26 protein-coding genes are annotated in these 25,586 nt (G+C 44.5%); 20 read left to right on the top strand and 6 right to left on the bottom strand.

Annotated features, from left to right (window positions below; genetic code table 11):
• Nucleotides 1-25 precede the first annotated feature (25 nt).
• From rarD to IGJ25_RS00220, 3 genes are all read left to right on the top strand, one after another.
• Nucleotides 26-931, top strand: a complete 906-nt coding sequence (gene rarD, locus IGJ25_RS00230; protein WP_081116434.1) for an EamA family transporter RarD — start codon at nucleotides 26-28, stop codon at nucleotides 929-931.
• A 278-nt stretch (nucleotides 932-1,209) separates the two neighbouring features.
• Nucleotides 1,210-2,052: a BglG family transcription antiterminator LicT gene (licT, locus tag IGJ25_RS00225; protein ID WP_016608476.1), complete on the top strand. Its 843-nt coding sequence runs from the start codon at nucleotides 1,210-1,212 to the stop codon at nucleotides 2,050-2,052.
• A gap of 138 nt (nucleotides 2,053-2,190) precedes the next feature.
• The gene (locus IGJ25_RS00220; protein WP_081116433.1) at nucleotides 2,191-4,062 is read left to right on the top strand and encodes a beta-glucoside-specific PTS transporter subunit IIABC; all 1,872 of its coding nucleotides are present in this window, start codon (nucleotides 2,191-2,193) and stop codon (nucleotides 4,060-4,062) included.
• Between the two features lie 187 nt (nucleotides 4,063-4,249).
• On the opposite strand, the gene IGJ25_RS00215 is transcribed toward IGJ25_RS00220, so the two are convergent.
• Complete coding sequence (locus tag IGJ25_RS00215) at nucleotides 4,250-4,921, bottom strand: cyclic nucleotide-binding domain-containing protein (protein WP_005230657.1); 672 nt, start codon at nucleotides 4,919-4,921, stop codon at nucleotides 4,250-4,252.
• 196 nt (nucleotides 4,922-5,117) lie between these two features.
• Between IGJ25_RS00215 and IGJ25_RS00210 the strand changes: the two genes are divergently transcribed.
• The 5 genes from IGJ25_RS00210 (at nucleotide 5,118) to IGJ25_RS00190 (ending at nucleotide 9,349) form a co-directional block, all read left to right on the top strand.
• Nucleotides 5,118-6,050 (top strand): phosphate/phosphite/phosphonate ABC transporter substrate-binding protein, encoded by a 933-nt coding sequence (locus tag IGJ25_RS00210; RefSeq protein WP_005230658.1) that lies wholly within the window; start codon nucleotides 5,118-5,120, stop codon nucleotides 6,048-6,050.
• 160 nt (nucleotides 6,051-6,210) lie between these two features.
• Entirely contained in the window at nucleotides 6,211-7,002 is a 792-nt protein-coding gene (gene phnC / locus IGJ25_RS00205) for a phosphonate ABC transporter ATP-binding protein (protein WP_081116432.1), read from the top strand.
• Entirely contained in the window at nucleotides 6,974-7,753 is a 780-nt protein-coding gene (gene phnE / locus IGJ25_RS00200) for a phosphonate ABC transporter, permease protein PhnE (protein WP_010748971.1), read from the top strand. Before phnC ends, phnE (IGJ25_RS00200) begins: the two co-directional genes overlap by 29 nt.
• A complete protein-coding gene (phnE, locus tag IGJ25_RS00195; protein WP_225001153.1) occupies nucleotides 7,750-8,532 on the top strand; it encodes a phosphonate ABC transporter, permease protein PhnE in 783 nt (260 codons plus the stop codon). The genes phnE (IGJ25_RS00200) and phnE (IGJ25_RS00195) overlap by 4 nt, the downstream gene beginning before the upstream one ends.
• Nucleotides 8,533-8,536: 4 nt before the next feature.
• Nucleotides 8,537-9,349 (top strand): metallophosphoesterase family protein, encoded by an 813-nt coding sequence (locus tag IGJ25_RS00190; RefSeq protein ID WP_010748973.1) that lies wholly within the window; start codon nucleotides 8,537-8,539, stop codon nucleotides 9,347-9,349.
• A gap of 69 nt (nucleotides 9,350-9,418) precedes the next feature.
• Here IGJ25_RS00190 and IGJ25_RS00185 read toward each other — a convergent pair whose 3' ends face one another.
• Both IGJ25_RS00185 and IGJ25_RS00180 read right to left on the bottom strand, forming a co-directional pair.
• Nucleotides 9,419-9,895 (bottom strand): ImmA/IrrE family metallo-endopeptidase, encoded by a 477-nt coding sequence (locus IGJ25_RS00185; RefSeq protein ID WP_034858679.1) that lies wholly within the window; start codon nucleotides 9,893-9,895, stop codon nucleotides 9,419-9,421.
• Nucleotides 9,896-9,900: 5 nt separating this feature from the next.
• On the bottom strand, nucleotides 9,901-10,233 hold the full coding sequence (locus IGJ25_RS00180) for a helix-turn-helix domain-containing protein (protein WP_015510522.1): 333 nt from the start codon (nucleotides 10,231-10,233) through the stop codon (nucleotides 9,901-9,903).
• Between the two features lie 162 nt (nucleotides 10,234-10,395).
• Between IGJ25_RS00180 and IGJ25_RS00175 the strand changes: the two genes are divergently transcribed.
• Nucleotides 10,396-10,761 (top strand): hypothetical protein, encoded by a 366-nt coding sequence (locus IGJ25_RS00175; protein ID WP_081116429.1) that lies wholly within the window; start codon nucleotides 10,396-10,398, stop codon nucleotides 10,759-10,761.
• 41 nt (nucleotides 10,762-10,802) lie between these two features.
• Here IGJ25_RS00175 and IGJ25_RS00170 read toward each other — a convergent pair whose 3' ends face one another.
• Nucleotides 10,803-12,554, bottom strand: a complete 1,752-nt coding sequence (locus IGJ25_RS00170; RefSeq protein WP_438779031.1) for an ABC transporter ATP-binding protein — start codon at nucleotides 12,552-12,554, stop codon at nucleotides 10,803-10,805.
• Between the two features lie 59 nt (nucleotides 12,555-12,613).
• A complete protein-coding gene (locus tag IGJ25_RS00165) occupies nucleotides 12,614-13,468 on the bottom strand; it encodes a MarR family transcriptional regulator (protein ID WP_081116427.1) in 855 nt (284 codons plus the stop codon).
• Between the two features lie 202 nt (nucleotides 13,469-13,670).
• On the opposite strand from IGJ25_RS00165, the gene IGJ25_RS00160 reads away from it, so the two are divergent.
• The 4 genes from IGJ25_RS00160 to IGJ25_RS00145 all read left to right on the top strand — a co-directional run bounded on the left by IGJ25_RS00160 (nucleotide 13,671) and on the right by IGJ25_RS00145 (nucleotide 16,496).
• Complete coding sequence (locus IGJ25_RS00160) at nucleotides 13,671-14,276, top strand: NADPH-dependent FMN reductase (RefSeq protein WP_438779029.1); 606 nt, start codon at nucleotides 13,671-13,673, stop codon at nucleotides 14,274-14,276.
• A gap of 36 nt (nucleotides 14,277-14,312) precedes the next feature.
• The gene (locus IGJ25_RS00155) at nucleotides 14,313-14,834 is read left to right on the top strand and encodes an NADPH-dependent FMN reductase (RefSeq protein WP_010748987.1); all 522 of its coding nucleotides are present in this window, start codon (nucleotides 14,313-14,315) and stop codon (nucleotides 14,832-14,834) included.
• A gap of 226 nt (nucleotides 14,835-15,060) precedes the next feature.
• Complete coding sequence (locus IGJ25_RS00150; RefSeq protein ID WP_010748986.1) at nucleotides 15,061-15,894, top strand: glycosyltransferase family 8 protein; 834 nt, start codon at nucleotides 15,061-15,063, stop codon at nucleotides 15,892-15,894.
• A gap of 134 nt (nucleotides 15,895-16,028) precedes the next feature.
• A complete protein-coding gene (locus IGJ25_RS00145; RefSeq protein WP_010748985.1) occupies nucleotides 16,029-16,496 on the top strand; it encodes a TspO/MBR family protein in 468 nt (155 codons plus the stop codon).
• 47 nt (nucleotides 16,497-16,543) lie between these two features.
• Here the strand turns inward: IGJ25_RS00145 and IGJ25_RS00140 are convergent, their stop codons facing one another.
• Entirely contained in the window at nucleotides 16,544-18,349 is a 1,806-nt protein-coding gene (locus IGJ25_RS00140) for a M3 family oligoendopeptidase (protein ID WP_081116426.1), read from the bottom strand.
• A 400-nt stretch (nucleotides 18,350-18,749) separates the two neighbouring features.
• Here IGJ25_RS00140 and arcA point away from each other — a divergent pair, with 400 nt between their 5' ends.
• The 7 genes from arcA to IGJ25_RS00105 all read left to right on the top strand — a co-directional run bounded on the left by arcA (nucleotide 18,750) and on the right by IGJ25_RS00105 (nucleotide 25,525).
• Complete coding sequence (arcA, locus tag IGJ25_RS00135) at nucleotides 18,750-19,973, top strand: arginine deiminase (RefSeq protein WP_010748983.1); 1,224 nt, start codon at nucleotides 18,750-18,752, stop codon at nucleotides 19,971-19,973.
• Between the two features lie 19 nt (nucleotides 19,974-19,992).
• Nucleotides 19,993-21,012: an ornithine carbamoyltransferase gene (gene argF / locus IGJ25_RS00130; RefSeq protein WP_010748982.1), complete on the top strand. Its 1,020-nt coding sequence runs from the start codon at nucleotides 19,993-19,995 to the stop codon at nucleotides 21,010-21,012.
• Between the two features lie 17 nt (nucleotides 21,013-21,029).
• Nucleotides 21,030-21,965 (top strand): carbamate kinase, encoded by a 936-nt coding sequence (gene arcC, locus IGJ25_RS00125; RefSeq protein ID WP_010748981.1) that lies wholly within the window; start codon nucleotides 21,030-21,032, stop codon nucleotides 21,963-21,965.
• A 41-nt stretch (nucleotides 21,966-22,006) separates the two neighbouring features.
• Complete coding sequence (locus IGJ25_RS00120) at nucleotides 22,007-22,696, top strand: Crp/Fnr family transcriptional regulator (protein WP_005230704.1); 690 nt, start codon at nucleotides 22,007-22,009, stop codon at nucleotides 22,694-22,696.
• A 63-nt stretch (nucleotides 22,697-22,759) separates the two neighbouring features.
• Nucleotides 22,760-24,211, top strand: a complete 1,452-nt coding sequence (locus IGJ25_RS00115; RefSeq protein WP_225001156.1) for a YfcC family protein — start codon at nucleotides 22,760-22,762, stop codon at nucleotides 24,209-24,211.
• Between the two features lie 77 nt (nucleotides 24,212-24,288).
• Nucleotides 24,289-24,795 carry an arginine repressor gene (locus IGJ25_RS00110; protein ID WP_005230706.1) on the top strand — a complete coding sequence of 169 codons (507 nt, stop codon included), beginning with the start codon at nucleotides 24,289-24,291 and terminating at the stop codon, nucleotides 24,793-24,795.
• A 214-nt stretch (nucleotides 24,796-25,009) separates the two neighbouring features.
• The gene (locus IGJ25_RS00105; RefSeq protein ID WP_010748978.1) at nucleotides 25,010-25,525 is read left to right on the top strand and encodes a VanZ family protein; all 516 of its coding nucleotides are present in this window, start codon (nucleotides 25,010-25,012) and stop codon (nucleotides 25,523-25,525) included.
• Nucleotides 25,526-25,586 lie beyond the last annotated feature (61 nt).

The raw sequence follows: 25,586 nt of genomic DNA, 5'->3' as shown, positions 1-25,586 counted from the left end.
TTAATGGAAAAAAATCAGGGAGAAAATGAAGAATAAAGGCGTTTATTTTGGGTTGTCTGCCTATGTCTTGTGGGGCTTGGTCACACTATATTGGAAAATAATCGTTGGGGTTTCGCCATTAGCAACGATGTGCTACCGAATCGTGTGGTCCTTTGTTTTTATGGTGTTGTTTATCGTGCTTTCTGGGAAGAAAACGCAATTTTTACAAGAAGCGCGTCTACTATGGAAGAACAAAGCATTTGCTGGACTGATCGTTTTAGCTTCTGTGCTGATCTCCATCAACTGGTTCACCTTTATCTTCGCGGTGAGTGCGGGCCACGTGATGCAAGCCAGCTTAGGCTATTATATCAATCCGCTTGTCAATGTCTTGTTAGCGACCGTTTTTTTGAAGGAACGTCTTAGTCGTACTGGCATGCTGGCGTGTCTGCTGGCAAGTATCGGGGTGATCTTATTATCGATCCAAACAGGAACGATTCCTTATGCCTCACTGATCATGGCCTTTTCCTTTAGTACGTATGGCTTGATCAAAAAAAGAATCCCCATTAGTTCGGTTACTGGGTTAACAATCGAAACGATGGTGATTTTCCCCTTTGCCCTCGTGTATATTTTAGGATTTTCAACCGTCGGCTTTATGAACTATCCCTGGCAAACCAATCTCTTATTGGTGGGTGCTGGGATCGTGACGGCTATTCCGCTGCTGCTGTTTGCGGAAGCAGCGAAAAATGTTTCTTACATTACGCTTGGGTTTATTCAATACGTCAACCCGACGATCATGCTTTTGTTAGCCATCTTTTTGTTTCACGAAACCTATTCACTGGCCCAATTTTCCGCCTTTGCGTTTATTTGGCTGGGGATCGCGGTCTTCACCTATGGTACGCTAGGGACGGCGATGAAAGAGCGGCGCATGGGACAGCAAAGAAAGCAACTTTGATACATCAGGAATGGCTGCAGCTGGGCCGTTCCTTTTTTTATTAAAAAACAAAGCATTTTAGGTAGTGAAGGATGTTGCAAGGAGAACGTTTCAATGGTATAACAAAGGAAAAACCCGTTGTAGAAATTTTGTTTGAAAAGGGTTGCATCTGCCACAGGGGTGTGTTATTATTCTTTCAGTTACAAGGATTGTTACTGTTCGGCAGGCAAAACCAGAATTGACCGCAGCGCGCTAACGGGGAGATTCTAGGTTTTTTTATTTTGGAGTGAGGGAAAGCGATGATTATTGGAAAAATTTTAAATAATAATGTCGTCATCTCGACCAATGATGCCGGTCAGGAAGTGATCTATATGGGCCGCGGCATTGCGTTTAAGAAAAAAGTCGGCGATCCAGTGGATGAAGCCTTTGTCGAAAAAGAATTTGTGTTAAAGGATACCTTTACTGCAAATCAGTTTCAGCAATTGTTTTCAGACATTCCTGTGGAAGAAGTCGAAGCTGTCAAGCAAGTGGTGGATGATGCGGAAGCATCCTTGGGGATCGAGCTGTCGCCAAATATTTATTTGACCCTGACCGACCATATCCATTATGCGCTGGTTCGGGCACGTGAAGGCATTGAGCTGCCGAATCCATTGTTGTTTGAGACCCGCAAGTTTTATCCGAAAGAGTATGCGGTTGCAGCAGATGCCGTTGCTTATTTTGAAAAAGTCTTCGGGATTACATTGCCAGAATCGGAGATCGGCTTTATCGCCTTTCATATCGTCAATAGCGAACAAGCCAATGGCACGATGGAAACCACGATGCAAGCGGTAGAAATCGTACGTGACGTACTGGCGATCATCAGTCGCTTTTATGGACGAGTCTTTAACCCAGATTCCTTGAATTATCAACGGATCACCACGCATTTGCAGTATTTTGCGCAGCGTTATTTAAGCGATGAACTTTCAGGGGAAAAAGATGAGTTTTTATTTGCCCTTGTGCAATCGAAGTACCCTAAAGCGTTTCAAACGGTCCAACGGATCAACGAGTACTTGATCAAAACCTACGACAAATCGATCGGTGAATCAGAAATGATCTACTTAACGATCCACATCGAACGTGTCGTCAATGATCAAACCAATTAACATTCAATCATTAACGGATTGTTACTGTCAGGCAGGCAATACCCAGATTGAAAAGACAACAGTCAGCGAGGAAAAAACTCGTTAGACGGTCGTTTTTTCAATCTGGGTTTTTTTATAAAAAAAAGGAGTGTTGAAAAAATGAGTTCAAATAAAGAAATTGCCGTTCGCGTCCTTGATGCGGTGGGCGGCAAAGAAAATGTCAACAGCGTGGTGCATTGTGCGACCCGCTTGCGTTTCAAATTAAAAGATGAGAACAAAGCGGATACGGCACGCTTGAATCAAGACGACGATGTGATCCAAGTCGTTCAAAGCGGCGGTCAATACCAAGTGGTGATCGGCAGTCATGTCAGCGACGTTTACCGTGAATTGAATGGAGTAGCGAACTTTGATGGCGAAGCAGACAGCAAAGGCGACAAAGGCAACCTCTTGAATCAACTGGTGGATATTATTTCGTCGATTTTTACGCCATTTTTAGGCGCAATGGCAGGTGCCGGGGTCTTAAAAGGATTCTTGACGCTGGCAGTAACCTTGAATTGGTTAGCAGCTGATTCTGGGGTCTACACCGTATTGTATGCGATTGCTGATGGGTTATTTACCTATTTACCAGTGATGTTGGCTTTTACTGCAGCGAAAAAGTTTCGCACCAATGAATTTCTAGCGGTTTCCTTAGCGATGGCGTTGGTTCATCCAGACATTACCGCTTTGGCTGGACAAACTTTGAGTTTCTTAGGCCTTCCGGTCATTATTGGTGCGAGTGCTTATACGTCTTCCGTCATTCCGATTATTTTAGCGGTCTTTTTACAAAGCTATGTGGAGCGTTTCTTTAAAAAAGTCATTCCTAGCTTCTTACAGATCATCTGTGTACCTTTAGCGGTCTTCTTGATTATGGCGCCATTGACCTTTATTGTCGTCGGTCCACTAGGAACGATTTTAGGAAACTTGTTAGGTAGTGCTTACGACAGCATTTACCACTTTAGCCCACTGATCGCTGGGGCTGTCATGGGTGGTTTATGGCAAGTCTTTGTGATGTTTGGCATGCACTGGGGCTTTGTACCGATCATGATGTTGAATCTCAGTCAAACCGGTGTCGATACCATGGTGCCGATGCTGTTGCCAGCTGTCCTTTCTCAAGGGGGTGCAGCGCTAGCAGTGTTCTTTATGACAAAAAATGTGAAATTGAAAGGGTTGGCCCTTTCTTCAACGATCACCTCAATTTTTGGGATCACAGAACCGACGGTGTACGGGGTGACCTTACCTCTGAAAAAACCATTTATCGCCGCGTGTATCAGTGGTGCCATCGGGGGAGCCTTCATCGGCTTCAGCCAAGTCGAAAACTATACCTTTGGGTTAGTCAGCTTACTAAGTCTACCGTCCTTTATCCCACAAGATACGAAAGATCTAAGTGGTCTGATCGCAGCTTCGATCGGCACGGCTATCGCTTTTGGCGCCGCGTTTGTCTTGACCTTCTTCTTACGTTTTGAAGATCAGCCAGCAACCGATGCCAGTGTAACACCAGCGAAAGAGCCAGCAGCACCCACAGATAGTTCGTCTAAAGAACGTGTGATCCTCAGCAGTCCGTTAGAAGGCAAAGTGGTTCCCTTAGCAGAAGTCAAAGACCAAGTCTTTTCTTCTGGTGCATTAGGAAAAGGTATCGCTATCGAACCAACTGTCGGGGCTTTATATGCGCCAGCAGATGGCACCATCACGACGCTCTTTCCTACTGGCCATGCCGTTGGTTTGACCACCACGGATGGAGCCGAAGTTCTGATGCATATTGGTATGGATACTGTGGAACTAGACGGCAAAGGCTTTGAGGTCTTTGTTAAACAAGACGACCAAGTCAAACGCGGCGATTTGTTAGTGAAGTTTGATCTAGATACGATCAAAGCAGCTGGCTTATCCACGATCACACCGATCGTTGTGACGAACACCCCGCAATATTTAGATGTGATGGATATGAATCAAACCGATGTCTTCCAAGGAGAAGACTTCTTAGCCATCGTAAAATAAGCAAAAGAAACCCGATCCTCGACTGAATATCAGCAAGGATCGGGTTTTTTGTAAGAAAATAAGGCGCAGTTGCCCTTCTCGCTTGCCTTCTTCGGTGGCAAATGCTTGTCACAACGCTAGTTAAGGGCAAGACCAACAGCAGGAACGCCTACTCAGGGAAAACCCGAACATTCTTGGAGACTGCTCCTTACACATGGCTTAAATTTTCGGCAAGCGACTCTAAAGCGGGGAAATCGAGAATCGCATAGCCTTGTTTTTGTTTTTCGATCAGCTTGTCTTCACGAAAGCTGGTAAAGGTTCGCAGCAGGTGGCGATAGCTGACATTCAAGATCGCGGCACAGGTGGTCAACTGAAAGGAAAAGTGTTGATTTTCTTGATGCGCAAGAATAAATTTGGCCAACCGTGTCTCTACAGGTTCCGTCAATGAATTCGCTAAGTTGATCCCCGAATTCAAGCGGGAACTGAGCAACTGACAGATGGTTTGCAAAAAGCGGACGTCTTGTTGCAAGGTGTTGCGGTAGCGATTCAAAGGGATGCAGACACAGACGCAAGCAGAAGCGGCTTTGACACTGCTTTTCGGCAAGAGTTCCCATAAAGAGGAAGCTTCTCCTAAAGGTGCAGCTGGCTTGGCGTAATCAATACAAATCGTTTGGGTATCCGAAGAGAAGGAATAGACCATCACGGTTCCTTCTACGAGAAAATACAAGTATTCAGAAGGCGTACCCGTTCGAATCAGGTGCTCTTCTTTTTCAAAGGAATGCAAAGTGGCCATCGCTAACAAATCATTGTCCATATAAGATTGCAGATCGTATGTGTCAATGTAATTACTGAGGCGTGCGGTATCATCGATTTTTTTCATGGAAATCAGCCACTCCTGAATGGTTTTCTTTAAGTATAGCTTAGTTCCCCTTTTGACTCAACACGAACGATAAATAAAATCTAATGTAAATTGTATGTAAAAATAAGGTAAAATAGGACATGTGTCACTTCATTTTGACGGGATACTTGGTATGATTTGAATGTAAGAAAGCTTCAAACCATTAGGAGGAGAAAAAATGCCATTGAAACGAATTGTTAAAGGAATGTTAGGAATTGCGTTAGTTGCCGCATTGACCGGCTGTGGGAATGGGAGCAGCAGCAGCGACAGCAGTGCCGCAGCCGAAAAAGAAAAGCTGGTGGTACAATTCGTACCGACCAATAATGACGGCTCGATGCAAGCCAAAGCAAAACCGTTTGCTGAGTATTTATCAAAAAAATTAGACCGTGAAGTAGAAGTAACGTTAGCAACGGATTATTCGACGATCGTAGAAGCGATGGCTTCTGGACAAGTTGATTTAGGGATCATGCCGCCAGCCGCTTATGTTCAAGCCAAAGATATGGATGCAGCTGAAGCGATTTTGACTTCTCAATTAGGTGCTTATGATCCAGAGACGGGCTTGCCATTAGAAGGGGAAAAAACCAATACCTTCAAAGGGGAAATCTTGGTCCGTGCGGATAGCGACATGACAGAATTGACGGACTTAAAAGGGAAAAAAATCGCCACATTGAGTCCAAACTCTGCCAGCGGCTATATTTACCCAGTTGCCGAGTTGAAAGATGCAGGAGTTGATCCAACGACGGATGCTACATTAACGACGGTGAATGATATTCCAAGTGAGATCACTGCAGTCTTGAATGGTCAGATGGATGCCGCCTTTGTGTTCCAAGGGGCACGAAATGTCTTTGCGTCAAGCTTTCCAGACAACGACTTATTCAAAGACCTAAAAGTCCTTTACTTGACTGAAGGGGATATTCCAAATGACGCCATTGCCGTCCAACCATCAATGGATGCTGAACTAAAAGAGCAGATCAAAGAAGTGTTCTTGAACATGGCAGATGATGAAGAGGGTGCCGAAGCAATGAGCTTGTGGGGACACCAAGGGTATGAAGAAGCAGCAGATTCTGCTTACGATACCATTCGCGATTATACACAACGAGCAGCAGAGTAAAAAATCAGGGATTGCGGTAGAAGGATAACGGGACACGGAGATGTGCAGCGATTTACTAGGGGAATAGGTGGAATACGCATTACCAGTGCATTTTTTAGTGAAATAGACCGTGACCGATTGGGGAAACTTTGCCGCGGTCCCTACATAATGGAGAAAACAGATGATAACTTTTGAGAATGTATCCAAAGTCTACCCAAATGGGGTCAAAGGATTACAGAACATAGATGTAACGATTGAGCAAGGTGAATTTGTGGCCATCATTGGCTTGAGTGGTGCTGGTAAGAGTACCTTTTTACGCTCGATCAATCGCTTAGTGCCAATCACTGAAGGAGATATCCGGGTAGACGGCAAATCAGTCACGAAAGCCAATAAAAAAGAATTGCGCTTGATTCGTCGACAAATCGGATTGATCTCGCAAAGCTTCAATTTGGTCAAACGCAGTACCGTTCAAAAAAATGTTTTGTCTGGGCGTTTGGGATATTACGGGACCTGGAAAAGTATTTTAGGGTTGTTTACGAAAGAAGACTACGAAAGAACGAAAGAAGCGCTAGCGACGGTCGGATTGTCAGACAAACTGCAAACGAGAAGCGACCAGTTGAGTGGTGGGCAACAGCAGCGGGTATCCATCGCCCGTGCCTTGGTCCAACAAGCGCCGGTGATTTTAGCAGATGAACCTGTGGCATCACTAGATCCCATCACGACAGAGAAAGTGATGGAGGATCTGAAGAAGATCAATCAAGAAATGGGCAAAACGATTGTCATCAATCTGCATTCGATACCCTTGGCTCGTCAGTATGCGACAAGGATCATTGCCTTAAAAGCAGGTGCGATCGTTTTTGACGGCAACGCAGACGCTTTGACAGATCAGCGTTTAGAACAAATCTATGGCAAAGCAATTTTTGAAGAAAAGGCAGGAGAAATCGATGAAACTGAAAGAAACAGTTCATTTTAATTGGTACAAGCACCTGCTGCTGGTTCTTTTATTGCTGCTCTTTTTTCAAAGCAGTGCCTGGATCACAGGGGCTGATTTTGCACAAGTGTGGTCGAATCGCAGCCAGATGACGGCTTTCATGGCTCGCTTTTTGCACCCAGATTTTAGTTATCTACCGCAACTGATGATGCCCTTGATCAAGACATTGCAGATGTCCTTTTTAGGCACCGTTTTAGGAGTAGTCGCAGCGATACCGGTGAGTCTGTTGGCGACAACAGTCGTGACAGAAAGCCGTTGGGTCTCGGTGCCGATGCGTTTTCTCTTAGGTCTGGTGCGGACGATCCCCAATCTATTGTTGGCGGCATTGTTCGTAGCGATTTTTGGAATCGGTGAAGCCACTGGTGTTTTGACCATCGCGGTCTTTACCTTTGGTATGGTTTCACAGCTGATGTTCCAAGCGATCGAAACCATTGATTTTGCGCCGATCGAAGCAGCAGCAGCGGTAGGAGCGAATAAATTTCAAGTGACCGTTTGGGCGATCATTCCCCAAGTCATCAGCCAGTTTGCCAGCTATACTTTTTATGCCTTTGAAGTCAATGTTCGAGCTTCGACGGTGTTAGGGTATGTGGGTGCCGGCGGGATCGGGGTCATCTTGAACGCCTCATTGGCATTGTTGAATTATGAGCGGGTCTCGATCATTATCTTGACGATTTTGCTGACGGTAGCGATCGTTGATTTTCTCAGTGAGCGGGTAAGGAGGTCTTTCCTATGATGATCAGAGAAGTGAAGAAAACGACTTGGCTGTTATGGGGACTCTTTGCTGTTTTACTAGTTTTATCCGCTGCGACGCTGGATTATTCTGGATTAAGCACCTTTTCCTTAGCGATGGGAAGAGATGTCTTGCAAGGGCTGAGTCAGCCAGACTGGTCCTTCTTTTATGACGGCAGTGGGGAAGATCTGTGGAGCTTGTTGTTACTGACGATCGGGATCGCTTGTCTAGGAACGATGATCGCAACAGTCTACGCGATTCCAGTGACCTTGCTGAGTGCCGCCAACCTATGGACCTCGACACCCTGGGTCGCAAAAATCGGCAAAATGATCTGCAATATCTTGCGGGCATTTCCCGAGCTGGTTTATGCGATTATTTTTGTCCGTGTGGTAGGTCCAGGACCTTTTGCTGGAGTTATGGCGATCGGTGTCCACCAGATCGGTATGCTGGGCAAGTTGTTTACCGAAGAAATGGAAGCCATGGATGAGCGCTTGACGGAAGAGATGCAAGCCGTCGGTGCCAACTTTTGGCAGACGATGTTTTTCGTGCGGGTCCCTTACTTAGCACCTATCTATAGTTCCTTTGCACTGAATCATTTTGAAATTGCGGTCCGCAGTGCGGCAACGTTAGGGTTAGTCGGTGCTGGCGGGATCGGTGCACCATTGATTTTTGCTATTCAAACCAGAACCTGGAGCAAGGTAAGTATTATTTTGTTGGGCGTCGTTGTGACCGTCTTCTTATTAGACCAGTTGACTGGAATCATCAGAAAGAAATTGAGATAAACCTATGAATGTATTGCATATATCAGATATCCATTTTCGAGAAAGTTACCTGCCTTGTGAAGAAGGGTATCAAGGAATGCTGGCAGCCATGCAAAATCCTTTGATTCCTCTTGAAGAGTGTATCCAAGATGCCAAGGCGCGAGCAGCGATCGATTTGGTGGTGATCAGCGGCGATTTGACCGAAGATGGCGCGCCTGCCGATTATGCCTCTTTGAAGCAATATTTAGAAAAAGCCTTTGGCTCAGTGCCCATCGTAGTAACGCTAGGTAATCATGATATCAAACGGCATTTTCGGCAAGGCTGGCAAGGCAAGTCAGTAGAAACCGCCAGTGATACACCTTTTAATCAAGTCTATGAAACGGAGACATTGGCGATCGTGACTTTCGATAATTCCTGCTATGGCTATGCCGACGGTATCGTAGATGAGCGACAGTTTGAATGGCTGCAAGCCACGCTGGCGCAGCTCAAAGAGAAAAAGATCGTTTTTGTGACGCACCATCATTTGTTGCCCGACCAAGCAAGCACGCCGGCATGGGCCGGTGCCAATCGTTTGGTGGCATTATTGCAGCAGTATCAAATCTCTTGTATTCTCAGTGGACATACCCATCATGCGTTTACGGGAACGATCGCAGGGATTCCTTACTATACTGTGGCAAGTATGTCGTTTGTCGGGGAAGATGAAGGCGATGGGATGGTCCGTTTTGAAGAACGCTATGGATACAATTTGTATCGTTTTGAGGAAGGTGCATTGGTTCATCAATCCTCAGAAAACTATCGACCGAACCGTGTATTGATGCGGGTCAACATGCAAGGATAAAAAACAGACGTTCCGTCAACGCTGCCTTTAGCAGCAGAAAAGGAACGTCTGTTTTTGTGTGAAAAAGGCTTAGCCTTGATTGCCAAAGGTTTTGACAACTTCAATCGTGCCGTCGATATGAAAAAACAAGGTATAATTTTCTTCGGTTTTGATACCGTCAAAACGTCGGGCATAATAGGTGACCGCGTCTTTGAAGGTTTGTGGGGGAACCCCTAAAAAATCAGCGCATGCCGCCAATGTTTTGCATCCTTCTTCAAAACAAGCGATGATATCATAGGGCGTGACCACGATCGCAGAACCAATGTCGCGGGCTTTGCGTTCTTGTTTGCGTTTTTCGTTGGTATCTTGGGCGGTAATGTCGCCAGCACTGGTCAGATAATGACCGATTTCTTCACCGATGGTGCTCAAGAGGTCTTCTTGTGACTGGTCAGGGTTCAAGTAAATATGGTGATCGATGTACAATCCTTGCTGACCATCAGGCATATTTTTATCGAAAATAAAGTGCAAGTCTGGGTAGGCGGCCATCAGTTCTTCTACTTTATCCATTTCCATCATTCCTTTTGGGCGTGCCGCTGTTTTATAAATTCAATATAGCTGAGGATATCTTCCATCTGCTCATCGGTGACGTCATCATCAATATGGGCCGCAACGGTTTGAACTTTTGCAGAGGGCTGCGTAAAGCCTGCCGGGACTTGTCTGCCTAATAAAAAATCGGTGGATACTTGAAAAATCTCCGCGAGTTTGACGATGGTCTCGCCATCGGGTTCGTTACGATCATTTTCGAAATGAGAATACGCTGCGCGGGTGATTCCCAGCTGATCTGCGATCTGCTGTTGGGTTTGATTGGTTCGTAGTCTGAGTGTTCTTAGCCGTTCGCCAAGCATGAGTGATCGCCTCCTTTTTTGTAGTATAGCACGTTAGATATAATTTGTATCTATTTTTGTATTATTTGATATAAAAAATATCACATCAGTTGACGATACGAATCGTATCTTTTATACTGGAAACAGATGATATGAATCGTATCGAAAGAATGGGGGAGGATCATGGATACATCGATCGTAACAGTTGTCTTGCCGTCACTCATTACTGGTGTACTTACTTATTTGGCTACCCGAGTATCCAGCAAAGCGAATTTGGAACAAACGAATATCGAAAATGCCCAGAAGCTTTACCTTAAATATGAACAGATCAATCAAGAATTGACCCATAAAATCGATCAGTTAGAAGAAGAAGTCCAAAAGACCGCCAAAACCTACCAAGAAGAAGTCTTAGTTTATCAAGGAAAACTTGCTACTGCCCAAAGCGAACGGGATTTTTTGCGGGCAGAAAATCAGGTGTTGAAAGAATTGCAGCGAGTAAATCAAGTGCCTGGGACGCGTGAAGAGAAGCAACATTCAGCCGTTGGTTAATAGAAAAAAACTGCTTATCCGTCAATAAGCAGTTTTTTCGATTAGTTGATCATTTGTTCATTGACATAGGCAGCATAAAGCGGGTGGTTGTTGATCAATTGTGCATGGGTACCTTGACCGGTAATGGTGCCTTTTTCTATAAAGTAGATTTGGTCGGCATCCACGATGGTCGATAAGCGATGAGCGATCACTAATGTCGTACGTCCTTCCATCAGATGATCCAACGCCCGCTGGACTTTTTCTTCTGACTGAGAATCTAGGCTGGCAGTCGCTTCATCCAGCATCAGCAGCTTGGGATCCCGCAAGAATGCTCGAGCGATGGCGATCCGTTGTTTTTGACCACCAGATAGTTTGACGCCGCGTTCACCGATTTGTGTTTCTAGTTTTTCGGGGAACTCTTGGACGAACTGATCGGCATAAGCCAACGCCAGTCCTTGCCACAATTCCTCCTCTGACAGCGTCCGGCCCAATCCGTATTGCAAGTTTTCCCGAATCGTACCAGCAAAGACCGCACTGTCTTGGGAAACATAGCCGATCTGTGCCCGCCAGTTTTTCAGATCAATGTCAGCTATCGGCTGATCTCCAATCAGCAAGCGCCCGCTGGTGGGCTCATAAAAGCGTTCCAGTAAAGCAAAAATCGTGGATTTTCCGCCGCCGCTTGGTCCTGCAAAAGCAATCACGGTGTTGGGTTTGGCTTCAAAAGAAATGTTTTGCAAAATCGGCCGTTTGGGATCGTAACTGAAATCGATTTGTTCTGCTCGTAAGACTGCGCCATCGATGGCGGCTTTGGGTGCTGCCTGGATCGGCTCCAGCGGCGTATCCAAAATTTCTTGGATCCGTTCCGTAGCACCCATCGCTTTTTGGACTTGTGAAAAGAACATCGCAAACGTCGTTACAGGCGCAACAATATTAAAGAGATACAGTAGAAAAGCGATCAATGCGCCGCTCGTCAAGGTGCCGGCTTGCACACGGATCGCGCCATAACCGAGGATTCCTACGAGTAAGCCCAGCATGGCCGTCGTCATGATTGGCTGCAAAATCGCACTGACTTTCGCATCCTTGACCCCGAGGGTAAAAATTGCCCCAATGTTGCGCCGACCGTTTTCTTGTTCACTGGCTTCTCCGTTGCTGGCTTTGATCAAACGGATCTCTGAGAGCTTTTCGCTGGCATCCGCATTGAAATCGGCGGTCGCTGCTTGCAACTGGCGTCCCAGTTTTGACATGATCTTGCCGAGTGGCCACATGATCAAGGTGATCAAAGGCACCGCACTGAACATGATCGCAGCCATCTTCCAGTCCATCAAAAACAAGATGATCATCGAACCGATCAATTGGATCAAGCCAGTGACAAAGCTGGGAAATTGCGAGGTGACTAGTTCTTTGATCACTGACGTATCATTGACGAGTCGCGAACTGCTTTCCCCCGACTTGTGGTCATCAAAATAGCTGACTGGCAAATGCAGCAGATGTTTCCAAAGACGTTCCCGCAACGTTTTCACAGCACTTTCTCCCACATAGCGCAAGAGAAAGCCGCCTAAAGTCCCTACGCCTAATTGCAGCACAAAGGCTAGGATCAAAACGACCAGCATGGAGGTGCTGAACGTGGGGGTGCCGCTGGCATCGACCAGTGTTTTCGTCAGCTGCGGCACGACCAAACTGGCGGCACTTGTGATCAGGCTAAAGAGCATCCCTAAAAGAAACAAGCCTTTTTTAGGATTGACACTGACGATCAGGTGGATAAAGTCTTTCATTTTAAATTTGTTTTTGTTCACTGTTGGTGTCGTTGTTTCCATTCGTTTTCCTCCGCAGCAAGCAAGATGGCTCACCGCTTTTTCTTTTTAATTAGGTGTTATTAGAAATCCTGCCAATCCTCCTCGGCTGCTTCGTCTTTAGAAGCGGAAGTCGGTCTTGCTTTGCGGTCTTGTCCAAACCCGTAGGCATCAAAAAAGTTGCCTTTTACCCATGTGTACCGTGGATCATTCGCCTCGCTATTATCAAACGGCCCAAACGGCCCAAACGGCTCAAATGGTCGATTGCCAACCATGCCGCGATGTCCAGGAAACGGCATTTGCCGCATGGCTTCCTTGATCTGTTTTTTCATTTTGCGTCGCTCATCAACGCCCATTTCTTGCCAAGTATCTTTCATTTGTTGCCTCATTTTTCGACGATCCTCATTCGACATTTCCTGCCAATTTCCGTCCCATTGCTTCATCATTTCTTCCCGAATCTCTTGCATGGCTTGCAAACGATCCATTGGGTCAATAAAGCGTTGTGCCTGCTGTTGGAAGTCCGTCTCCCACCCAGCGGCGATGTTTTCAAGCAGACGAGCAAATTCGGTTTGTTCCTCCTCTGAGAGCCCAGCAAAAAACGACTGACTGCTGGTGGCTTCTTTTTGTGCTAGTAATTTTTCCGCTTTTTTTCTTCCAGTTTCTGTCAGGTAGATTCGTTTGATCCGTTTGTCAGCAGCATCTTCTTTGCGATGAATATCGCCACTATTTTCCATTTTCTTCAATAGTTCCGCTAGAGAGCTTGGCCGTAGGTCTAAGACTTCTGCAAGATAACTTTGCACCAAGCCGTCTTCTAAATTTAAAACGGCCAGGACACGTTGCTGTCCCGAAAGGCGCTGGTTGTTTTGACTCATAAAGGCATTGCTGGCTTCGCTGATAAAACGAAGCTGTTTCATTAAGTGGTCGGTCATTGTACTCATGGTGTACACTCCTTTTGGTTTATCGTTCGGTACCTAACGATATCGATGAGTTGATTATAGTTCGGTACCGAACGAATGTCAATAAGAAGCAGCTGAGAGTTTTTTTCTAACAAAAAGTAAGCAGAATGATTGACTTACTAAAAGTAAGTTTGGTATGCTGAGTCCATCGTTAAAGAAACCACAACAAAAGGAGTACAAAAGAATGGTCTTTGGATTTGGGAAAAAAGAACAAATAATTGAAAAAGAAGTAATTAAAGAGGTGTATCGCACCCCTGAAAAGAAAAAAGCGCAAAAAATCGGGATCATCGTTGGCAGTACGAGAGAAGGCCGCGTGAGTCCGCAAGTAGCCAATTATGTTTTACAAACAGCACGCGCGCATAGCGACCGCTCGTTTGAAATCATTGATATCAAAGACTATGACTTGCCATTTATGGGTACAGGTGAAGTGAACCAAGCGTGGAACGAAAAAATCGCTGAGTTAGACGGCTACCTCTTCATCGTACAAGAATACAATCATGGCATATCAGCTTCCTTGAAAAATGCGTTGGACAGCGCTCGAGAGGAATGGTTCAACAAAGCAGCAGTGATCGTCAGCTATGGTTCGGCAGGAGGGATTCGTGCCGCTGAGCAAGTTCGCTTGATTTTGGCGGAACAAAAAGTAGCCACGGTGCGCACCAATCCTGCCTTCAACTTATTTACTGATTTTGAAAACTTTGCCACCTTTACCCCTGGCGAGCATATGACTGCAGGAATGAACGACATGTTGACGGAATTATTGGACTGGGCAGACACATTTGCCAATCGTTAAAAAAACAAACGAAAACAATCTTAGGAGGAACCTATCATGAAATTTGGTATTATTTTAGGCAGTACAAGAGAAGGACGCGTAAGTCCGCAAGTCGGAGCATATATTCAAGAAATTGCTAATCAACGGTCAGAGCATCAGTTTGAGATCGTTGATGTAAAGGCATTTGATCTACCGTTTATGGGAACAGCTGAGCCAAACCTGGCATGGAACAAAAAAATTTCTGAATTAGATGGCTATATCTTCATCGTGCAAGAATACAACCACGGTTTTGCAGCTTCCTTGAAAAATGCCGTAGATTCTGCTCGGGAAGAATGGTTTGATAAAGCTGCTGGGATCGTCAGCTACGGTTCTGGCGGTGGGATTCGGGCCGCTGAACAATTGCGCAACGTATTAGCTGAACAAAAAGTTGCCACCGTGCGGACCAACCCAGCCTTCAACTTATTTACTGATTTTGAAAGTTTCAGTACCTTCAAACCCGGTGCGCACATGGCGGCGGGTGTCAATGATATGCTAGATGAATTGTTGTTGTGGTCAAAAGCTTTTGCAACGATCCGCTGATCTGTTTTTAAGACACAATCATTTATAAGCGATCCTTTGCTGTTTCATCCCATGGATGGAACAGCTTTTTTGGCGTCTGCCAAGCAAGGGTTCGATTGGCAAGGGTGTTTCACTGAAAGAAAGACCAAAAATCGGGTATACTAGAAGAACAGAAGCTGCGTGCAACAGCAATCGATTTTTTTCCAAAAACCTGCACGCTGCCAGTAACAGAGGAGTGAACAAGAGCATGAATCTACTTTTTGCGATTGATGATCGATTCAGTGAACAATTAAAAACAACGTTATATTCAATCAAACGTCATACGACAGCAGCATCCTTTGATGTCTATGTCTTACAAGAAAAAGAATTGAGCCATGCTGCAGAGCTGGAGGCTTTTTGTCAAAAGCTGGCGATGACCTATCATCCCATCATCATCGGTTCTGGCTCGATTTTTAAAACCGCGCCAGTCAGTGATCGCTACCCTGAGTCGATCTACTATCGATTATTGGCACAAAATTACTTGCCGCAGCAAGTGGAAAAAATCCTGTATCTGGATGCGGATATTTTGTGCATCAATGATTTGCGCCCCTTGTATGAGCTGACGTTAGGGGATTTTCTGTATGCCGCCGCCAGCCATTCTAAGCTGACAGAAGTAACAACAGTCATCAATAAAGTCCGTTTGCGCAATTATGAGTCGGAAGGCTACTATAATTCAGGCGTTTTGCTGATGAATGTGCACCAGCTGCGGCAAGAGGTCAAAGAAGCAGAGATCGCAGCGTTCATTGAGAAAAATCATTTGAACCTCTTTTTGCCAGATCAAGACATTTTGAATGGGTTGTACGGCGATCGGGTGCTGGCGATCCCTGATCAGCTCTACAACTATGACGTACGAAAAAACCGTACCTATGAAACGATCAGTTTAGGGGAATGGAGTTTGGATTGGGTCATCGAGCATACCGTTTTGTTACATTTTTGCGGCAAAGAGAAGCCATGGAAAAAAGGCTACCGCAGCCGCTACGGGGCGCTATACAAGTATGTGGAAAATGAACGACGGAAGTTTGAAGAAAAACAATCAAAGTAGCTGTCATTGAATATAATTATCTTGAAAGAAACGTCCACACGGGCGTTTCTTTTTTAAGCGTTCTATTCTGCTTTTTTTCGATTCGATGGTACGATGAAATGAGAGAGTCATGAAAAAAAGAAGGAGTGGAGAACATGAAATTTTTGATTTGGCTGGTCTGTGTGATCGGCATCGAAGCAACAGGAATCATCTCGAGTTTGTTTGCAGGAGACATCGCTGGAACGTATGCGCAAATGGAAAAACCCTTTTTAGCCCCTCCTGGTGGGATCATTGGGATCGTTTGGACGATTTTGTATGCCTTTATGGGAACAGCATTGTATCTGTTGATCGTAGCCAAAGTCAATCCAGCGCTTAAAAAGAATGCCTATATCTTCTTTGCGATCCAGCAAGTACTAAACTTCTTGTGGAGTATCGTTTTCTTTGGCTGGAATGCTTACTGGGCAGGAACGGTCATTATTGTCTTGTTAGTCCTATCAGTGATTATTTGTATGATCCTCTTTGCTCGCATCGACAAAAAAGCAATGTACTTGTTTATTCCTTATTTGATTTGGTGTCTGTACGCAGGCTACTTAACGATTGGCTTAACTTTATTGAATGCCTGATAGAAAAACCCTCTTCCAAGCGTCGTGTTGGAAGAGGGTTTTTTCTTTTAGATATAGTCTTCAGTCAATTCCATAAAGCTGGCAACATCTTTTAGGACCATGTCGATCCCTGCTTGCCAGAAGTCTGGTTTTGTTAAATCAACACCAAGGTGTTTTTGCGCCAGTTCTTCCGTCGTCATTGAAGCAGTATCTTGCAATAAAGCAATGTACTCTTCTTCAAAGCTAGACCCTTTTTCATTGGCATACGCATAGATCCCCATGCTAAAGAGGTAACCAAAGGTGTAAGGGAAGTTGTAAAACGGCACATCATCAATAAAGAAGTGCAATTTGGCTGTCCAGAAATGTGGATGATAAGTTGCTAACCCATCCGCATAGCTTTCTTTTTGCGCCGCTGTCATCATTTCCGTGATTTGCTCCGCTGAAACTAAGCCGTTTTGACGGGCTTGGTAGAAGCTGTTTTCAAAAATAAAGCGTGCATGGATGTTCATGAACATCGCGATCGCATTTTGCATTTTGGCATCCAATAGATTGATTTTTTCTTCCTTCGTTGTCGCTTCTTTGAGGGTTGCATCAGCAACGATCAATTCAGCAAAGGTACTTGCTGTTTCGGCGACGTTCATGGCATAGTTGCGGTTTAATTCTGGTAGCTCCCAAAGAACGCTGCTGTGAAACGCGTGACCTAACTCATGGGCAAGCGTCGCTACTTCGTTGACTGAATTGCTGTAGGTCATGAATATACGTGACTCTTTGGTTTCTGGCAAGCTGGTGCAATAGCCGCCAGGACGTTTGCCAGGACGATCTTCTGCTTCGATCCAGCTTTTTTCAAAAGCAACTTGGGCAAAGTCAGCCATTTTCGGACTGAACTTACGGAAGTTTGTCAAAATAAAGTCAGCTGCTTCATCAAAGGTGTAGGTTCTTTCTTCCATGTCCCCAAGGATGATCGGCGCATCTTGATCTTGCCATTCCATTTTTTCTTTGCCGAAAAGCTGGGCTTTGCGGGTCAAGAAATCAACGATCGGCTGTTTGTTCTTTTGGATCGTGCCCCACATAGCATCCAATGTCGCTTTTTGCAGACGATTGTATTCTAATGGTTCTTTCAAGTAATCAGTGACACCGTGAAGCTTGAAGGTAGAAAGGCGGAAGCCGTCTAAATGGTTCAAGGTATCTGCAAAGAGGTCTTCTTTTTCTGCCCAAGTCTTTTCCCAAGTGTCAAATAAACGTGCACGAACTTCTGGATCTGGATCACCCATCATTTTATTGAAGGCTTGACCAGCGGACAAGTTGATCGTCGTGCCGTCTTCTTGAAGGAAAGGAATTTCGATCGAGGCAACGATCGTATCGTAATGTTGGCTCCAAGCATTTAAGCCATCTAAATTTAACGTGTTGATGATGGTTTCTTCTGCTTCAGATAACAATTCTTTGCCGTCGCGACGAATCTCGCTTAGACGAAAAGCGATTGGTGCTAAGTTTTCCGCGGTAAGTAAAGCGGTCCAATCATCCTCAGAAATTTCTGTCAATTTTTTCGAGAAAACGGTTTGTGCTGCTTGCAATGCTGGCAGTTTTGCGTAGAGGTCGCCTGTCAGGATTTTGGCTTTGCTGTCGTTGACATTCGCTGAAAGCAAGGCATTGATAAAGCTGCCACATTGTGAAAATCCCTGATTGATTGTGCCAGAAAGTTCGATTAATTCCTCTAATTTTGTCGCATTGTCTGTAGCGTTTGGTGCCCAAGCGTCAACTTTTTCACGGTAAGTTTTGATTTCTTCTTCCAGCTGGCTCATGCGTTCTTTTAATTGAACAGAATCACTGCCTCCTGGAAAAATTGTTTCTAGATCCCAATTGATTGAATAGGTCATTCCTATCAAACCCCTTTCTTTTCCTACGATCTTATTAAGTATAGCATAGCCACATTTAGTCGCAACCATCGGATTTTTTTAATCGAAAAAGGAAAGCTGTTGGTTGAAAAAGTTCTTTTCTTTCGCAAGCTTTGCCTGCATTGGTCGGGGACGTCAAAATCAAAGAAAAGAACAAAATCGATCATTTTTTCATTCTCATCAAATTCTTATTTAAAAATTGCTGAATAAATATTACATAAAAAAAAATAACAACGAGTAAAAAAACGCTCGCAAGAAGATATTCACTCTTTATTGCATAATGACAAATGCTTTGCATAATGAAGGCGAAATACGCCGCTTGGTAAGCGCATACATTCTTGTACTATGTAGGCGTAATCAAAACAAAGGAGGATGTAAAGAAATGTCAAATGCTATTCATGTTTTTTCAGAAATCGGCCGCTTGAAGCAAGTCATGCTCCATCGCCCTGGTCGAGAATTAGAAAACCTCGTGCCCGATCATTTAAATCGCTTGTTATTTGATGATATTCCCTTTTTGGAACAAGCAAGGGCTGAACATGATCAATTTGCCGATGTATTGCGTAATAATAATGTGGAGGTGTTATATTTAGAAGATTTAGCAGCAGAAGCGTTAACTAGTCAAGAAATCAAAGAGCAGTTTATCAAGGAATATTTAGAAGAAACAACGTTACAAAGCCCAGAAATCATTGCTGAAATTACCGATTATTTCTTATCTTTTGAAGATAACCGTCAATTCATCGATAAAACGATGGCAGGTCTAGCGAAAAATGAATTGAAATTGCCCCATAGTCAAAGCTTAGCTGGTGCTGTGGATGACCAGTATCCGTTTTTGATCGATCCAATGCCGAATTTGTATTTCACTCGCGATCCGTTTGCGACGATCGGTAACGGGGTTTCCTTGAATCGTATGTATTCAGAAACAAGACGTCGTGAAACATTGTATGGCAAATACATTTTTGCTCATCATCCAATGTTCCAACAACAGCCACCGCACTTGCTTTATGACCGTGATCAGCCAACACGAATTGAAGGTGGCGATGAATTGGTTCTGTCAAAACGAGTGTTAGCGATCGGGATCTCCCAACGAACAGATGCCACTTCCATTGAACAGTTGGCTCGTAATGTGTTCCAACATGAACCAAGTTTTGAGTACGTCTTAGCTTTTGATATTGGTCAAGAACGCAAATTCATGCATTTAGATACGGTATTTACAATGGTTGATTATGACAAATTTACGATCCATCCAGAAATTGAAGGCGAACTGACCGTTTATTCAATCTCACGTGACGGGGATGGCGTAACCATCAAAGAAGAAAAAGATACGTTAGAAAACATTTTGTGCCGCTACTTAGAATTAGATGCAGTGGAATTGATTCGCTGTGGGGGGAACGATTTGGTCGCTGCAGCTCGGGAACAATGGAATGACGGTTCCAATACCTTGACGATCGCACCTGGTGAAGTCGTGGTCTATGACCGTAACACGATCACCAATCAAAAATTAACTGAAGCCGGCATCAAATTGCATAAAATCTCCGGCAGTGAATTGGTTCGCGGCCGTGGGGGCCCTCGCTGCATGAGCATGCCATTTATCAGAGAAGATATTTAATCTAGAGGAGGAATTACTAATGAAACAAGTATTTAAAGGAAGAAGCTTCTTAGCAGAAAAAGATTTTACGAAAGCCGAGTTAGAATACCTTATTGATTTTTCCATCTATTTGAAACAGTTGAAAAAGCAAAATATTTCTCATCGCTATTTGGAAGGCAAGAACATCGCCCTCTTATTTGAAAAAACGTCGACTCGGACACGGGCGGCATTTACGACGGCTGCCATCGATCTTGGTGCCCATCCAGAATTTTTAGGTGCGAATGATATCCAGCTAGGCAAAAAAGAATCCGTTGAAGATACCGCCAGAGTTTTAGGCAGTATGTTTGATGGCATTGAGTTCCGCGGGTTCAGCCAACAAGTCGTTGAAGATTTAGCCAAATTCTCTGGCGTTCCTGTTTGGAATGGCTTAACCGATGAATGGCATCCAACCCAAATGATCGCTGACTTCATGACGATCAAAGAAAACTTCGGTACATTAGAAAACATTACGTTAGTCTATGTGGGCGATGGCCGAAACAATATGGCGAATAGTTTGTTAGTGACGGGGGCGATTTTAGGTGTCAATGTTCGCATCTGTGCACCAAAAGAACTTTTCCCAGCTGAAGAAGTGACAGACTATGCCAACAAATTTGCCAAAGAATCTGGCAGTCAGCTGATGGTAACAGACGATATTCAAAAAGGCGTCAAAGATGCCGATGTTCTGTATACCGATGTTTGGGTTTCAATGGGGGAAGAAGACCAGTTTGAAGAACGGGTGAAGCTGTTGAAAGCTTACCAAATCAACCGCGAAATGGTAATGGCTACTGGAAAACAAGACGATGGCTTGATCGTGCTTCACTGCTTGCCAGCGTTCCATGATACGAATACGACGTATGGAAAAATGATCGAAGAAAAATTCGGCATTTCTGAAATGGAGATCACAGACGACATTTTCCGCAGTCAATGGGGCCGTCAATTTGAAGAGGCGGAAAACCGAATGCACTCGATCAAAGCAATCATGGCAGTAACCTTAGGCGATCTCTTTATTCCTAGAGTGTAAGAAGGAGCAGTGAGCAGATGAGTGAAAAGAAACCAACGATCGTTGTCGCCCTTGGCGGCAACGCTATCCTAGCAGATGATGCCAGTGCCAAAGGGCAAAAAGAACGGCTTAAACAGACCGTCGAGTATTTAATTCCCCTGATCCAAAAAGATGTTCATTTGATCATTACCCATGGGAATGGGCCTCAAGTGGGAAATTTGGTTTTGCAGCAACAAGCCAGTGATTCTAGCAAAAACCCAGCGATGCCTTTAGATACCTGTGTGGCAATGACGCAAGGCAGTATTGGCTATTGGTTACAAAATGAGCTGAGAATCCAGTTGAAAGAAGCCCAAATGGCTAAGCCGGTGGTGACAGTGGTGACGGAAATTACAGTCGATGCCCAAGATTCAGCATTTGCCCATCCGACCAAACCGATCGGTCCTTTCTTAACGGAAACAGCTGCCAAAGAAGCCATGGCGGCAACAGATGCCATCTATCGTGAAGATGCTGGTCGTGGTTGGCGGAAAGTCGTTGCCAGTCCAGCACCACAAGCGATTCAAGAAGTTGCCAGCATCAAGGCGCTGATTGAACAAAACACGATCGTTATTTGCGCAGGCGGCGGGGGCATTCCCGTGTTAGATAATGGGCTGGGGGTTGAAGCCGTGATCGATAAAGATTTTGCTTCTGAAAAATTGGCTCGTTTAGTCGATGCGGATCAGCTGATCATTTTGACGGGCGTGGAAAAAATCGCTTTGAACTTTGGCAAGGAAAATGAGCAGTGGTTGGATCATGTGACCGCCGCTGAATTGGAAACCTATGTCGATGAAGGGCATTTTTCACCGGGAAGCATGTTACCGAAAGTACAAGCAGCTTTGAATTTTGTCAAAATGGGCACGGAAAAACGGGCAGTGATTACTTCCTTAGATAAGCTGGCAGAAATTGAAGACGCTGGTACACAGATCACCTGGAAATAAGCGAAGTAGCAAAGCAAGTCCAAAACATTGGAGTGAGAGAAATGATCGACTACCAAATAAAAGATCCATCAACAAGAGCGAATAGCTTTCAATGGCTGGAAGAAGAAAATCAACAGCGGTTGAAGGAGCATATTTACTGCCGTACGTACAAAAAAGGCCAAGTGCTTTTTTATGAAGGCGACGTAAGAGATCGGATATTCCATGTGATCGAAGGTCTCGTACGGATCGAAAAAACCGACGGAACTGATTCCTATTGTTATGTAGATTTTGTTGGGCCTGATCAGTTATTTCCTTTGATTGGCTTGTTTGAAAGAGACAACTATGATGTATCGGCATTCGCTGCAACAGACATTGTCGTGCAGTTTGCAGCGATGTCGCTGTTTGAACCGCTGGTTGTTTCATCTACAAGTCAGTTGCTGTGGCTGAATCAGCAAATGAGCCAGCAGTTGGAGAAGCAAAGACGCCGAGTGGAGTACTGTGTCACCTCTAGCGCGCAGACAAGAGTCGTCAATACGATCGGTCTCTTGATGATCGAGCACGGACAGTCACAAGGAGAGCAGATTCGCATTCCTTTTCCAGTTTTTATCAATGATATCGCTAAATACAGTGGAACGACGCGAGAGACGGTCAGTCAAACCATCAAGGCGCTCGTGCACAAAAGAAAGATTTATTATCGTTACAAAGAACTCATTATTTATGACAAAGATTATTTTTCCCATGTTGCGAATTGACCACAGACAGACTAGCTGTTGGCAATTTGCACCTAAGATTGATTCAATAGAGGAGGAACGAAGATGAAAAAAAAGCAAAAAGAAAAAAAGTCGCTGACATCGTTCAGTATCTTATTTCTGATCATTATTGCGTTGACGGTCGCTTCTTGGCTACTAGCTGGTCAGCCCTTTGCACCTTCATTACCAGCAGGCCAAGAAGAGATGGTCAGCCAAGTCGTCGGTGCCAAGTTTTCTGATTTCTTTATGGCGCCTTTTAACGGATTTCGTGATGCGATCGAGATCTGTGTGTTTATTCTTTGTTTGGGTGGCTTTTTGAATATTGTCACACGAACAGGCGCTTTAGAAGCTGGTATTCAGCATTTAGTCAAAAAACTCAAAGGCAACGAGTTGATTTTGATCCCGATTTTGATGGTGTTGTTTTCAATTGGTGGCTCAACTTATGGAATGGCGGAAGAAACGATTCCGTTCTATTCCTTATTAGCAATCACAATGGTGGCATCGGGCTTTGATACGATCGTCGCAGCAGGAACCGTCATGTTGGGGGCGGGTGCCGGTGTGATCGGCTCCACCGTTAACCCTTTCGCTACTGGGGTGGCAATGGATGCCTTACGAAGCATTGATATTGCTCCGAATAATGGCACGATCCTAGTAGTTGGCGCATTGCTTTGGTTAGTCACGACCGCGTATTGTATCTTTGTGGTGATGTCTTATGCAAAAAAAGTCAAAGCCGACAAAGGCTCCACGATCTTATCGCTGCAAGAGCAAAAAGAAATGGAAGAGCATTTTGTCAAAGACACGAACGAAGCCTTGGCGTTTACGCAAAAGCATCGCCTGATTTTGACGATTTTTGGCTTATCCTTTGTGATCATGGTGGTTTCCTTGATTCCTTGGGGCGACTTTGATATCCATGTGTTTGACGGTTGGACCGCCTTTTTGACCGGGAATAGCTTCGGTGAATGGTATTTTGGTGATTTGGCTATGTGGTTCTTCTACGTCAGTATCATCATTGCATTGATTCAAGGATTCTCAGAAAAAGAAATCGTGACCAACTTTATCGATGGGGTCAAAGACATTTTATCCGTTATCTTGATCATCGTTGTGGCACGGGGGGCTTCCTACATTATGCAAACGACGTACTTGGATCTGTTTATTTTGGATCGGGCTTCCCATCTTTTAGAAGGGTTATCACCTGTCCTGTTCGTAATTGGCGCCTATATTTTGTATCTGCTCTTATCGTTCTTGATTCCATCGACTTCAGGACTGGCATATGTATCGATCCCTATCATGGGTGCCTTGGCGCAAAGCATCGGACTCAATCCGAACGTCATGGTCATGATCTTTACTGCTGGTTGCGGATTAGTGAATTTGATCACACCAACTTCTGGCGTCGTGATGGGCGGATTGGAGCTGGCGCGGGTCAACTATTCTACTTGGACTCGCTTTATGCGCAAACCGTTACTGGTTATCGGAATTTCCAATCTTGCCATTTTAATCTTCTCGATGTTGTTCTTGTAAGCTGCGTTTCAAGAAGTGAACGAGACGGATCAACTATTTCAGTAAGCGAGGCGACTTGAGAGGAGCGGATCAAGTAAATGAAAAAAAAAGAGCGACAAGCAATTATCAAAAAACTCTTTGTCCTACATCGGATTGAGTCTCAAGAAGAATTGATGAATTTATTAAAAAAAGAAAATGTTTCAGCTACCCAAGCCACGATTTCTAGAGACATGCGGGAAATGAACATCGCTAAAACGTATGCCAAAAATGGCCGACCGTATTATTCGATCTTTGAATCCAAAGAGCAGGATCTAGAAGACAGAATTGCGTTTTCGATGTATGAGTATCTAAAAAAGATTACGCAGATTGACTTTTTAGTTGTCGTTCATACGGCTGAAAACGGCGCCGATGTGATCGCCAATTATCTTGATGAAATGGAGCTGCCAGAAATTGTCGGCACGATTGCAGGGTTTGATATTTTATTGATCATCACGCCGTCACAAGAAGCGGCAGCAGAGGTCGTCGAGCGGTTGAATCATTATGTAGAAGGCTACGAGATGGGTTCGTCATTGTTTACTGGAGAAAAAAACGCAAAACAGCCCTGAGAATCGTTGAAGGAGCTGAACGTCACAAGCCCCAAGATCTCACAACCAAACGGGTGACGGCTTTTCATACCGATGGCTATTTTTAAAAAGAAAGAGTGCTTCTAATCTTGACGGAAGCACTCTTTTTTTGTGTGCAATGTCTCCATGGTTTGCTGGAAAAACAGTTGCATCACCAAATGAAAATGGTAAGATAGGAAAATGAGGAGTGAAAACTATGAAAAAATTACTGAAAGAACCGAATTTTTACTTTTGTATTGCAATTGCGGTAATGGTCATCCTCTTTATCAGCTCTTCACAAACCTATGAGCAGCAATCGCAAATTGGGTTGCTTTCACGAATCTTAAAAAACGAACCATTGAAAGAGTGGCTAGAGAAGATTTCTTTTTCCTATGCTGGTTCGGAGATCAGCATTGCGGAAAAAGGCTATTTCTCATTTGTGGAATTTTTCATTCGTAAAGGCGCGCATTTCTTTACCTATTTTGTCCTAGGTGGCAGTTTGTTCTTAACGCTTGTTTTTCGAAAACAGCCGTATTGGCTAGCCGCTTTTTTTGCTTGGTTGGCAGCCACCGGCTACGCTGGGATCGATGAATACCATCAAATGCTGACGGGAGGACGGACGCCGCTTTTTCAAGATGTCATGCTGGATTCAGCTGGAGCACTGACCGCCGTTCTTTTGGGCTGGTTGATTTGTCAGCTATCGAAAAAGTCACCTAAACGCCGCAAAAGATAACGAGTTTTCGGCGTTTTTAAGCGTTAAGCTGTCAGAAAGTATAAAAAACAAGAGGCGAAAC

Origin of the sequence: Enterococcus sp. DIV0240d (assembly GCF_051711245.1) — a bacterium.
GTDB classification, from domain to species: domain Bacteria; phylum Bacillota; class Bacilli; order Lactobacillales; family Enterococcaceae; genus Enterococcus_D; species Enterococcus_D casseliflavus.
The sequence above is the reverse complement of the archived record's forward strand: the minus strand, read 5'-3'. Positions and strand labels throughout refer to the sequence as shown.